Annotated in this window: 11 protein-coding genes and 1 pseudogene; 7 read left to right on the forward strand and 5 right to left on the reverse strand. The window is 70.4% G+C overall.

Annotated features, from left to right (window positions below):
* Together trpD and HGA02_RS03120 are read right to left on the reverse strand one after the other, a co-directional pair.
* A partial coding sequence (trpD, locus tag HGA02_RS03115) for an anthranilate phosphoribosyltransferase (RefSeq protein WP_168677493.1) occupies positions 1 to 996 on the reverse strand: 996 nt, incomplete at its 3' end.
* Entirely contained in the window at positions 993 to 1,427 is a 435-nt protein-coding gene (locus HGA02_RS03120; protein WP_168677495.1) for a response regulator transcription factor, read from the reverse strand. The genes HGA02_RS03120 and trpD, both read right to left, overlap by 4 nt.
* Positions 1,428 to 1,760: 333 nt before the next feature.
* Between HGA02_RS03120 and ctaE the strand changes: the two genes are divergently transcribed.
* The 6 genes from ctaE to HGA02_RS03150 all read left to right on the forward strand — a co-directional run bounded on the left by ctaE (position 1,761) and on the right by HGA02_RS03150 (position 7,688).
* Positions 1,761 to 2,387, forward strand: a complete 627-nt coding sequence (gene ctaE, locus HGA02_RS03125) for an aa3-type cytochrome oxidase subunit III (protein ID WP_168677497.1) — start codon at positions 1,761 to 1,763, stop codon at positions 2,385 to 2,387.
* A gap of 63 nt (positions 2,388 to 2,450) precedes the next feature.
* The gene (gene qcrC, locus HGA02_RS03130; protein ID WP_168677499.1) at positions 2,451 to 3,236 is read left to right on the forward strand and encodes a cytochrome bc1 complex diheme cytochrome c subunit; all 786 of its coding nucleotides are present in this window, start codon (positions 2,451 to 2,453) and stop codon (positions 3,234 to 3,236) included.
* Positions 3,233 to 4,255 carry a cytochrome bc1 complex Rieske iron-sulfur subunit gene (gene qcrA / locus HGA02_RS03135; protein ID WP_168677501.1) on the forward strand — a complete coding sequence of 341 codons (1,023 nt, stop codon included), beginning with the start codon at positions 3,233 to 3,235 and terminating at the stop codon, positions 4,253 to 4,255. The genes qcrC and qcrA overlap by 4 nt, the downstream gene beginning before the upstream one ends.
* Positions 4,252 to 6,021 (forward strand): cytochrome bc1 complex cytochrome b subunit, encoded by a 1,770-nt coding sequence (gene qcrB / locus HGA02_RS03140; RefSeq protein WP_162352194.1) that lies wholly within the window; start codon positions 4,252 to 4,254, stop codon positions 6,019 to 6,021. Before qcrA ends, qcrB begins: the two co-directional genes overlap by 4 nt.
* Before the next feature lie 124 nt (positions 6,022 to 6,145).
* A complete protein-coding gene (locus HGA02_RS03145; protein ID WP_168677503.1) occupies positions 6,146 to 6,772 on the forward strand; it encodes a superoxide dismutase in 627 nt (208 codons plus the stop codon).
* 130 nt (positions 6,773 to 6,902) lie between these two features.
* Positions 6,903 to 7,688, forward strand: coding sequence for a 2-phosphosulfolactate phosphatase (locus HGA02_RS03150; protein ID WP_168677505.1), 786 nt, complete (start codon positions 6,903 to 6,905; stop codon positions 7,686 to 7,688).
* A 297-nt stretch (positions 7,689 to 7,985) separates the two neighbouring features.
* Here HGA02_RS03150 and HGA02_RS03155 read toward each other — a convergent pair whose 3' ends face one another.
* From HGA02_RS03155 to ctaC, 3 genes are read right to left on the reverse strand one after another with little or no spacing between them, the layout of a single operon-like run.
* Positions 7,986 to 8,384 carry an aa3-type cytochrome oxidase subunit IV gene (locus HGA02_RS03155; protein ID WP_168677508.1) on the reverse strand — a complete coding sequence of 133 codons (399 nt, stop codon included), beginning with the start codon at positions 8,382 to 8,384 and terminating at the stop codon, positions 7,986 to 7,988.
* The gene (gene ctaD, locus HGA02_RS03160; protein ID WP_168677512.1) at positions 8,381 to 10,201 is read right to left on the reverse strand and encodes an aa3-type cytochrome oxidase subunit I; all 1,821 of its coding nucleotides are present in this window, start codon (positions 10,199 to 10,201) and stop codon (positions 8,381 to 8,383) included. Before ctaD ends, HGA02_RS03155 begins: the two co-directional genes overlap by 4 nt.
* A complete protein-coding gene (gene ctaC, locus HGA02_RS03165) occupies positions 10,201 to 11,094 on the reverse strand; it encodes an aa3-type cytochrome oxidase subunit II (RefSeq protein ID WP_168677515.1) in 894 nt (297 codons plus the stop codon). The genes ctaD and ctaC overlap by 1 nt, the downstream gene beginning before the upstream one ends.
* A gap of 287 nt (positions 11,095 to 11,381) precedes the next feature.
* Here ctaC and HGA02_RS03170 point away from each other — a divergent pair.
* A pseudogene (locus tag HGA02_RS03170) lies at positions 11,382 to 11,530 on the forward strand (aminotransferase); the annotation flags it as partial.

Genomic DNA, 11,530 nt, shown 5'->3' on the forward strand with positions numbered 1-11,530 from the left:
GTCGATCGACTCCCGCGCGATCGCGGTCGCACGGTCGAGGCGCTCGAGCAGCGAGCCCTCGCCGATCCCGGGGAGGGTGCCGTCCGCGACGAGGGCGGCGGCGCTGTTGAGGACGACGGTGTCGCGCACGGCGCCGGGCTCGCCCGCGAGGAGTCGACGCGCGACCTCGGCGTTGTGCGCCGCGTCGGCGCCGCGGAGGTCCTCGAGGTCGACGTGCGTCTGCCCGAGGTCGCGTGCCCAGTCGACGACGTGCTCGTCGACCTGGCCGGACCGGACCTCCCAGACGCGCGTCGTGCCGGTGGCGGCGATCTCGTCGAGGCCGTCCTCACCGCGGAACACGACGGCGTCCTTGCCGCGGTCGGCGAAGACGCCCGCGATGAGCGGCGCCATGCGCTCGTCCGCGACGCCGATCGCCGACGCCGCGGGCTGCGCGGGGTTGGACAGCGGGCCGAGGAAGTTGAAGACGGTGCCGATGCCGAGCGCGCTGCGGGCCGCGGCCGCGTGGCGCATCGCCGGGTGGAAGCGGCCCGCGAAGCAGAACGTGATGCCGGCCTCGAGGGCGATGTCGGCGACGCGCCGGGGCTCGTGGTCGAGACGGATGCCGAGCACCTCGAGCACGTCCGCGGACCCGGACGACGACGACGCGGCGCGGTTGCCGTGCTTCACCACGCGCAGGCCGGTGCCCGCGACGACGAGCGCCGACATCGTCGAGATGTTGACGGTGTGCGCGCGGTCGCCGCCCGTGCCGACGATGTCGACCGTGCGGCCGGGGACCTCGATGCGGATCGCGTGCTCGAGCATCTGGTCCGCGAGGCCGCGGAGCTCGTCGACGGTCTCCCCCTTGGCGCGCAGCACCACGAGGAACGCGGCGACGCGCGCGGGGTCGGCCTCGCCGCGCATGATCTCGTCCATCGCCCACGAGGCCTGCTCGCGGGTCAGGTCCTCGCGTCGGACGAGGGTCGCGAAGAGGTCCGACCAGGTGCGCGCGCTGCTCATCCGGCGAGCGTCCGTCGGCCGACGAGCGACGCGACGGCGTCGTGCAGCTGCTCGGGGTCGAGCGGCCGGCTGACGACCGCGTCGGCGTGCGACCACGACGCGAGCCACGCGTCCTGCGGGCGTCCGGTGAGCAGCAGCACCGGGGGGCAGCGGTAGATCTCGTCCTTGAGCTGGCGCCCGAGGCCCATGCCGCCGACCTTGTCCGCCTCGCCGTCGAGCACGAGCAGGTCGATCCCGCCGGCCTCGGTGGTCGTGATGACGGCGTCGGCCGTCGCGACCTCGACCCAGTCGATGTCGGGCTCGCCCCGGCCGAGCCGGCGACCGACGGCGAGCCGCACCTCGGCGCGCGTGTCGACGTCGTCGCTGTAGAGGAGGACCCGGGGTCCCGAGGCGGCGGCGGTCTGTGCGTGGTCGGGCTGGGCCGTGCTCATGGTCGTCCCTCACTCGTCGTCGACGTGCGTCCGAGGGGCATCTTGGCACGACCGGGCTGCTCGCCGGGCCATCGTCGCGGCCCGTGCCGGGCGAGCCCTAGCACGAGTCGCCGCCCCGCCCGCACGCCGCGAGACGCGCAGACGCGCGCGTGAGAGGTCGTGCCGTCCGCCGCCGCACGGCGAGTTCCGCGTGTTGACGCGCGACGCACGGCCCCCTGACCACGTCCGACGCCCCGAGGATCGTGACGGTGTGACATATACCGCGCGCCACGAGGTAGGCCCAATGACCCATGCGCAGCGGCGATCAGCCATAATGACGTCGTGTCGACCGCCATGGCTGCCCCTCGCACCGCGCCTCACGTGAGCGTCAACCGACCCAACCCGGTGTCGGTGGGGACGATCGTGTGGCTCGCCAGCGAGCTCATGTTCTTCGCCGGCCTCTTCGCCATGTACTTCACGCTCCGGGCAGCGGTGCCCGACGAGTGGGCGGCGCAGACCGAGAAGCTCAACCTGACCTTCGCGTTCATCAACACCTCGGTGCTGGTGCTGTCGTCCGTCACGTGCCAGATGGGCGTGTGGGCCGCCGAGCGGTTCCAGCCGGTGCGCACGGGCTCGCTGCTCCAGGTGAACCGCTGGGGCATGAACGAGTGGATGGTGCTCACGTACCTCATGGGCGCCTTCTTCATCGGCGGCCAGGTGTTCGAGTACGCGGAGCTGGTCCACGAGGGCCTGACCATCTCGTCGAGCCCGTACGGCTCGGTGTTCTACCTGACGACCGGCTTCCACGGCCTGCACGTCGTGGGCGGTCTCATCGCCTTCCTCTTCCTGCTCGGTCGGTCGTTCGCGGCGAAGCGCTTCGGCCACCACGAGGCGACCACCGCGATCGTGACGTCGTACTACTGGCACTTCGTCGACGTCGTGTGGATCGCGCTGTTCGCGGTCATCTACCTGATCCGCTGACGCCCGGCGGCTCGCCCCGCCACCCAGTCCCCCATCCCCCACGTGCGAGACGAGGATCGATCCGTGAAGGCACTCGCAGCCCGCAGGCACGATCGGCGTGCGCCGATCGTGCTGCTCCTGCTGGCGCTGCTGCTCACCGGCGGCCTGTACGCCGTCCTGGCCCCGACGTCCGCGGACGCCGCGCCCAAGACGGCCACGGCCGACGACGTCGCCACCGGTGAGAAGCTGTTCCAGGCCAACTGCGCCACGTGCCACGGTCCCTCGGCGGGCGGCACCGACGACGCGCCGTCGCTCATCGGCGTGGGCGCCGCGGCCGTCGACTTCCAGGTCGGCACGGGCCGCATGCCCATGCAGATGAACGGCCCGCAGGCGCAGGCCAAGCCGGTGCAGTTCGACGACGAGCAGATCGAGCAGCTCGCCGCGTACGTGGCGTCGCTGGGCGCCGGTCCCGCGATCCCCACGGACGACATGGTCGACCCCGCGCAGGGCGACGTCGCCAACGGCATGGCCCTGTTCCGCACGAACTGCGCCATGTGCCACAACGCGGTCGGCGCTGGCGGCGCGCTGTCGCAGGGCAAGTTCGCGCCCAACCTCTGGGAGACCTCGCCGCGTCACCTCTACGAGGCGATGCAGACGGGCCCGCAGTCGATGCCCGTGTTCAACGACGCGACCATCACGCCCGAGGAGAAGCGCGACATCATCGCCTTCATCAACGAGCAGGGCGACGTCTCCCCCGGTGGCCTCGACCTCGGCTCGCTCGGCCCGGTCAGCGAGGGCCTCTGGGCGTGGGTCGTCGGTCTCGGCCTGCTCATCGGTTTGTCGGTCTGGATCGGAGCCAAGTCCTCGTGAGCACGCACGACCCCCACACCGAGCTGGACGTCCGCGGCGCGGACGGCGCTCCCCAGCGCTTCGAGGACCCGGGCGTCCACGAGCACGTCCACCGCCAGGCGGACATCGACCCTCGCGCGACCAAGCGCGTCGAGCGGCAGGTCCTCCTGCTGTTCACGCTGTCGATCCTCGCCACGATCGGCTTCATCGTCGCGTACTTCGCGCTCCCCCCGGGCGAGACGCCCGAGTCGATGCGCACCTCCAACCTCGCGCTGGGCCTCGGCCTCGCGATCTCGCTCCTGGGCATCGGCATCGGCGGCAGCCACTACATCAAGGTGCTGATGAGCAACCGCGAGTACGTCGAGGAGCGCCACCCGCAGCGCACCGACGACGCGACGCGCGAGATCGCCGTCCAGATGCTCAAGGACGGCGCCGAGGACTCGGGCCTCACGCGCCGCGGCGCGATCATCGGCGCGGCCGTCACGGCGATCGCGCTCTTCCCGCTCGCGATCGTCCTGCCCATCGTCGGCAACGTCGGCGAGGACTGGAACGTCCGCAAGTTCAAGCACACGATGTGGCGCAAGGGCACGCGGCTCGCGTACGACCCGACCGGTCGCCCCATCAAGGCCTCGGACCTCACCATCGGATCGGTCGCGCACGTCCAGCCGGCCGACCTCGACGAGGCCGAGCACCCGCTCGACGAGAAGGCGAAGGCGGTCGTCCTCGCGATCCGGCTCGACCCTCGGGACATCGTGTCCGAGCAGGGCGAGGGCTGGTCGTACGACGGCATCGTCGCCTACTCGAAGATCTGCACCCACGTGGGCTGCCCCGTCGCTCTCTACGAGCAGCAGACCCACCACCTGCTGTGCCCGTGCCACCAGTCGACGTTCGACGTCGCTGACAGCGCGAAGGTCGTCTTCGGTCCCGCGAAGCGACCGCTGCCGCAGCTGCCGATCACCGTGGACGACGAGGGCTACCTGATCGCTCAGAGCGACTTCCACCAGCCCGTCGGTCCGAGCTTCTGGGAGCGCCTGACGTGACGACCACGACCACCTCCAAGGCCACGACCCCGCCGTCGGCGGGTGCGCGAGCCGTCGGCGCGACCGCCGACTACCTCGACCAGCGGACCGGTCTCGGCCACGCGGTCAAGTTCTTCGCCCGGAAGGTCTTCCCCGACCACTGGTCGTTCTTCCTCGGCGAGATCGCGCTGTACAGCTTCGTGACGCTGCTCATCTCGGGCGTCTTCCTCACGCTGTTCTTCGTCCCGAGCATGGGCGAGACGCACTACGAGGGCCCGTGGGCGTCGATGAACGGCGTCGAGATGTCCGAGGCGTTCGCCTCGACGCTGCGCCTGTCGTTCGAGGTGCGCGGCGGTCTGCTCATGCGGCAGATCCACCACTGGGCGGCCCTCATCTTCATGGCCGCGATCGTCACGCACATGATGCGCGTGTTCTTCACCGGTGCGTTCCGCAAGCCGCGTGAGATCAACTGGGTCGTCGGCTTCGTGCTGCTGATCCTCGGTCTCGCCGCCGGCTTCTCGGGCTACTCGCTCCCGGACGACGTCCTGTCCGGCAACGGCCTGCGGATCACGGACGGCGTCATCAAGGCGATCCCGATCATCGGCAGCTACATGTCGTACTTCGTGTTCGGCGGCGAGTTCCCCGGCACGGACCTGATCCCGCGTCTGTTCACCGTGCACGTCCTGCTGGTGCCCGCGCTGATCCTCGCGCTCATCGGCCTGCACCTCGTGCTCATGGTCATGCACAAGCACACGCAGTACCCGGGCTCGGGCCGCACGAACAACAACGTGGTCGGTTACCCGGCTCTCCCGGTGTACGCCGGCAAGCTGCTCTTCAACCTCTTCGTGGTGTTCGGCGTCATCGCCCTCATGGGCGCGACGATGTCGATCAACCCGGTGTGGAACTACGGCCCGTACGACCCGTCGCCGGTGTCCGCGGGAGCCCAGCCCGACTGGTACATGCTGTTCCTGGAAGGGTCGCTGCGACTCATGCCAGGACAAGCCGAGTTCGTCCTCGGGCAGTACACCGTCAGCCTCAACGTGATCATCCCGGCGATGGTCGTGCCGGGGATCCTGTTCACGCTGCTGGCGCTGTACCCGTTCATCGAGGCGTTCGCGACCGGCGACAAGCGCGAGCACCACGTGCTCGACCGCCCGCGCAACCGCCCGTTCCGCACCGCGTTCGGCGTCTCGCTGCTCACGGCGTTCTTCATCCTGGTGCTCGCCGGCTCGAACGACCTCATCGCGACGCACTTCCACCTGTCGATCAACGACATCACGTGGGTCTTCCGCGTGCTGCTGTTCGTCGGCCCCTGGTTCGCGTTCTGGATCACCAAGCGCATCTGCCTCGGCCTGCAGCGCAAGGACCGCGAGCTGGTCCTGCACGGGCACGAGACGGGTCGCATCGTGCGGTTCGCGAGCGGCGAGTACATCGAGGTGCACAAGCCCCTCGACGCGCACGAGCGCTGGCTGCGCGTGCAGCACGAGGCCATCCGCCCGCTCGAGATCGAGCCGGCCGAGGACTCGCGTGGCGTCCGCCGCAAGGGCTACCGCCGCGACACGATCCGCCAGCGGCTCTCGCAGGTCTTCTACGAGGACCGCGTGGAGCCGGTGACCCCCGCCGAGCTCGAGGCCGCGCACGCGGCGCACGGGCACCACGGCGAGGTCGAGGCGGCCCCCGAGGCGCACGGCACCCCGGAGCTCGCCGGCGCGTCCGGTCGCACCGGTGGTGGCCAGCACCTCGTCGATCCGCAGGACGAGACGTCCCCCGAGACGCGGAATCGCTGATCCGGGACCAGAGTTGACCGTGGAGTCGGGCGGCTCGCCGTAACGGCGGGCCGCCCGATCCGTTTCGTACCCCGCCCGGCCGTACCAGAACGGTCGTGCACCGACGCAGGAGAGGTACTCACGCATGGCTGACTACTCGCTTCCGGACCTGCCGTACGACTACGCGGCCCTCGAGCCGCACATCTCCGGCCGGATCATGGAGCTGCACCACGACAAGCACCACGCGGCCTACGTCACCGGTGCCAACACGGCCCTCGAGAAGCTCGCCGCCGCCCGCGAGGCGGACGACCTGGCCGCCGTCAACCTGCACGAGAAGAACCTCGCGTTCAACCTCGGCGGTCACGTGAACCACTCGGTGTTCTGGCAGAACCTGTCCCCCGAGGGCGGCGACAAGCCCACCGGCGAGCTCGCCGCCGCGATCGACGAGTTCTTCGGCTCGTTCGAGGCGTTCCAGAAGCACTTCGCCGCGAACGCGATCGGCATCCAGGGCTCCGGCTGGTCGATCCTCGCGTGGGACTCCATCGGCGAGAAGCTCGTCATCGTGCAGCTGTACGACCAGCAGAGCAACATCGCGCTCGGTCTCGTGCCCGTCGTCGTGCTCGACATGTGGGAGCACGCGTTCTACCTCGACTACGTCAACGTCAAGGCGGACTACGTCAAGGCGTGGTGGAACATCGTCAGCTGGGCCGACGCGGCCGCGCGCTTCGACCGCGCCCGCACCCAGACGCGGGGCCTCATCGTCCCCGCCTGACGCTCGCGTCGCCAGGAGGCCGTCCGCTCCCGTCCGCGGGGGTGGGCGGCCTTCGTCGTGCGCGGACGCCACCGGACGGCACCGGACGCCACCGGACGGCACCGGGCGGCACGGTGGTAGGAAGGGGCGGGTGAGCGGAGACAACGCGGTGCCCGTCGACGTGCGGCTCGTGTGGGGTCCGTCGGGCGCCCGCTCCCTGGGTGCCGACGTCGACGTGGCTGTCGTCGTGGACGTGCTGTCCTTCACGACGACCGTGTCGGTCGCCGCGGACCGCGGCGTCACCGTGCTGCCGTGCGCGGCGTACAACGTGCACGCGGCGACGCTCGCCGCGCAGCACGACGCCGTGCTCGCCGTGCGTCGCTCCGAGGCGCGCCCGGGCGACGTGTCGTTGTCGCCCGGCTCCGTACGGGCGGCGGCCGGCCTGCGACGGCTCGTCCTGCCGTCGCCGAACGGCTCGACGCTGAGCCGGCTGCTCGGCGCCGACGACCGTGCCGTGGTGGCGGCGTCGCTGCGCAACGCGTCGTCGGTCGCCGCGTGGATCGCTGCCACCGCGGCGGAGATCACGCGTCCGCTCCGGGTCGCCCTCGTGCCTGCAGGAGAGCGTCGGGCCGACGGGAGCGTCCGCCAGGCGCCGGAGGACGTCTGGGGCGCTGGTGCGGTCATGGAGAGCCTCACGACCGCCGCTCCTGCGGTCGCGTCGCCCCGTGCCGCTGCGGCGCTGACCGCCTGGCGAGAGGTCGCCCGTCGGCCCGGGCGCGCACTGCGCCTGAGCCGCACCGGGGTGGATCTGACCGACGCGGGCTTCGCGTCCGACGTGGCGGTCGCGGCCGAGGTCGGGACGAGCGTGGCGGTGCCGCTCCTGCGCGACGGCGCCTACGTGGACGTCGCGCCTCTCGGGCGACGAGCGACGCCCTGACGCCCTTGATGACGACGTACCGCGGGCCGATGAGCGACGCGCTGGCGCCCCGGATGACGACGTACCGCGGGCCGGTCAGCGACGCGCTGGCGCCCCGGATGACGACGTACCGCGGGCCGATGAGCGACGCGCTGGCGCCCCGAGGGGCGACGTTCCGCCCCGGTCGCGGCTCCCCCGCGCCGCGCGCGACGCCGCGCCGGTCGACGAGGGGACAGCGCCGGCGCGCCCGGACGTGCGACGGCCCCCGCGGTCGCTCAGGGCGAGGACCGAGGGGGCCGTCGTGCGGTCAGGGACCGGTCAGTGCGCGTGCTGTCCGCGGGAGAACTCGAACACCCAGCCGACCAGGCCGATGACGCCGAGGATCGCGCCGATGATCGCGACCCAGAAGCCGATCGCGAGGCCGAGGAACATGACGGCCGCCGCGGCGCCGATCACCAGCGGCCACCAGCTCCACGGGCTGAACACGCCCTGGTCGCCGGCGCCCTGCTCGATCTCGCCGAACTCGTCGTCCTCGGGACGGGCGTCGATGCGCCGCGCGAGGAGCGCGAAGTAGGCACCGATCATGCCGACGAGGCCGCCGACGAGCGGGATGCCGACGGTGCCGACGGGCTCGCCGTCGCTCCACAGCGCGTAGATCAGACCGACCGGGATGAAGAACAGCAGGCCGTAGAGGAAGAGCTTCGCCTCGAGCCTCACCGGTCACCCTCCTTGTCGCTGCCGGGACGGTCCTGGGGACGGTCCTCGACGATCGTCGTGGACGACTGCTCGGGCTCGCCCTTGCCCTCGACGACGCGGTCGACCGCGACCTCGGTCTCGCCGCGGCGGTCCGCCTCCCAGTCGAACGGACCGGGGTTGGGCTCGACGTAGTCCATCGCCGCGACCTCGGGGTGGTGCAGGTCGAACGCGGGACGCTCGGAGCGGATGCGCGGCAGCGACGTGAAGTTGTGCCGCGGCGGCGGGCAGGACGTCGCCCACTCGAGCGAGGCCCCGTAGCCCCACGGGTCGTCGACGGTCACCTTCGGGGCGTTGCGCCACGTCACGTAGACGTTCCAGAGGAACGGCAGGGTGGACGCCGCGAGCACGGCCGCGCCGATCGTGGAGAGCTGGTTCATCCACGTGAAGCCGTCGTCGGGTGAGTAGTCCGCGTACCGGCGGGGCATGCCGATGACGCCGAGCCAGTGCTGCACGAGGAACGTCGTGTGGAAGCCGATGAACAGCAGCCAGAAGTGGATCTTGCCGAGCCGCTCGTCGAGCATCCGGCCGGTCATCTTGGGCCACCAGAAGTAGAAGCCCGCGAACATCGCGAACACGACGGTGCCGAAGACGACGTAGTGGAAGTGCGCCACGACGAAGTACGAGTCGGAGAGCTGGAAGTCGAGCGCCGGGCTGGACAGGATGATGCCCGTCAGGCCCCCGAAGAGGAACGTGACGAGGAAGCCGATCGTCCAGAGCATCGGCGTCTCGAACGTGAGCTTGCCGCGCCACATCGTGCCGATCCAGTTGAAGAACTTCACGCCGGTCGGCACCGCGATGAGCATCGTCATGAACGCGAAGAACGGCAGCAGCACCGAGCCGGTGACGTACATGTGGTGCGCCCACACGGTCACGGACAGGGCGGCGATCGCGATGGTCGCGTAGACGAGGCCCTTGTAGCCGAAGATCGGCTTGCGGCTGAAGACCGGGAGGATCTCGGTGACGATGCCGAAGAACGGCAGCGCGATGATGTAGACCTCGGGGTGCCCGAAGAACCAGAACAGGTGCTGCCAGAGGATGGCGCCCCCGTTCTCCGGGTTGAACACCTGCGCGCCGAGGCGGCGGTCGGCACCGAGCGCGAACAGCGCGGCGGCCAGCGGCGGGAACGCCATGAGCACCAGGAGCGACGTCACCAGGGTGTTCCAGGTGAAGATCGGCATCCGGAACATCGTCATGCCGGGCGCACGCATGGTGACGATCGTGGTGATGAAGTTGACGGCACCGAGGATCGTGCCGAAACCACCGAGCGCGAGGCCGAAGACCCACAGGTCACCGCCGACACCGGGTGAGTACACGGTGTTCGACAGCGGTGCGTACGCGAACCAGCCGAACGACGCGGCGCCCTGCGGGGTGAGGAAGCCCGCGGCGGCGATGAGGCCGCCGAAGAAGAACAGCCAGTACGCGAACATGTTGAGCCGCGGGAACGCGACGTCCGGCGCGCCGATCTGCAGCGGCATGATCACGTTGGCGAAGCCGGCGAACAGGGGCGTCGCGAACAGCAGCAGCATGATCGTGCCGTGCATGGTGAACGCCTGGTTGTACTGCTCCTTGGAGGAGAACACCTCCATGCCGGGCGTGAACAGCTCGGCGCGGATGAGCAGCGCGAGGATCCCGCCGATCGCGAACCACACGAACGACGTGATCAGGTACATGTACCCGATCGTCTTGTGGTCGGTGGAGGTGATCCACTTGATCACCGTGCGCCCGAGCGTCTGGCGCGAGGGCGCCAGTCCGGGGATCTTCTCCACGGCGGTGGCCATCAGTGGTCGCTCTCTTCCTGCGTGGTGCTGCTGCTGACGCTGTCGACGTCCTGCAGGCGGCTGTACTCGAGCCCCAGCGAGCCCTCCTGGCCCTTGTCCTTGAGCTCCTGGATGTGCGCGTCGAACTCCTCGCGGGACACGACCTTCACGTTGAACAGCATCGACGAGTGGTACTCGCCGCAGAGCTCCGCGCACTTGCCGAGGTAGGTGCCCTCCTCGGTGGGGGTCACCTGGAACGTGTTGGTCTTCCCCGGGATCATGTCCATCTTGTAGAGGAACGAGGGGATCCAGAACGAGTGGATGACATCACGCGAGTCCAGCGTGAACTCGACCCGCTCGTCGACCGGCAGGTACAGCGTCACCTGGTCCGCGAGGGCGCCCGAGCTGCCGCCCACGTCCTGCGCGTGCTGGCCCGTCTCGTACGCGCCGTCGTCGAGGTAGTTGAAGTCCCAGCTCCACTGCTTGCCGATGGCCTGCACGTGGATGTCGGCCTCCGCGGAGGTGTCCTGCAGCGCCGTGACGTCACGGTTCGTGTAGTAGAAGAGCACGCCGACCATGAAGATCGGCAGGATCACGTACATGACCTCGAGCGGCACGTGGTAGCGCAGCTGCACGGGGAGCACGTCGTCGTTCTTGCGCTTCCGGTAGACCGCGACGCACCACAGGATCAGGCCCCAGGTGATGAGGCCGACGATGAGGGCGGCGATCCACGAACCGCGCCACAGGCTGACGATCCGGGCGGTCTGGTCGGTGATCTCGGCGTCCGACGAGCCGGGCAGCCAGCCACGTTGGACCTCATCGGAGCAACCGCTCAGGGCGACCACGACGACGGCCGCGAGTCCTGCCGTCAGCAGGGCCGGGCGGCGCGTCCGGCGGGGGTGTTCCGGGTGCACGGGGGACCTCTCACTCACGTCCCGTCAGCGCTCGACCCCGCTGCTGGCGGTCGTCACCCGGGACCTTCGTCCTCGACCTGTGCAGCCTAGCGCGCCGACCACGACGTTTCGTCCTCGCGACGCCGGATGACGACACGGTGTCAGCACCGTCACACCACGTCTCCTGCGCACGTCCACCACGTGCGGCGGGGCCGTGCACGGCGGACGACCGCGCCGGTCAGGGCTACGGTGCAACGGTGAGCCCCCGTGACGACACCCCCGCGGTCCCGGCCGTCGACGAGCGCGGTGTGACGCACACCACTGCCCCCGGCGCGGTCCGTCGGGTGGTGCTCGACGCGGGCGGGCGCGCTCCCCTGCTGCCGCAGGCGCGGGCCGCGTTCGTCGAGGCGCTCGACCAGGGCTGGGCGGACCCGCGACGCCTGCACGCCGAGGGCCG

This window comes from Cellulomonas septica (assembly GCF_012396155.1).
Classification (GTDB): Bacteria; Actinomycetota; Actinomycetes; order Actinomycetales; family Cellulomonadaceae; genus Cellulomonas; species Cellulomonas septica.

Bases quoted from the DNA above. Each gene is read 5' to 3' on its own strand.
- HGA02_RS03120 (WP_168677495.1), bottom strand. From the start codon at position 1,427: ATGAGCACGGCCCAGCCCGACCACGCACAGACCGCCGCCGCCTCGGGA.
- ctaE (WP_168677497.1), top strand. From the start codon at position 1,761: ATGGCTGCCCCTCGCACCGCGCCTCACGTGAGCGTCAACCGACCCAAC.
- HGA02_RS03145 (WP_168677503.1), top strand. From the start codon at position 6,146: ATGGCTGACTACTCGCTTCCGGACCTGCCGTACGACTACGCGGCCCTC.
- ctaD (WP_168677512.1), bottom strand. From the start codon at position 10,201: ATGGCCACCGCCGTGGAGAAGATCCCCGGACTGGCGCCCTCGCGCCAG.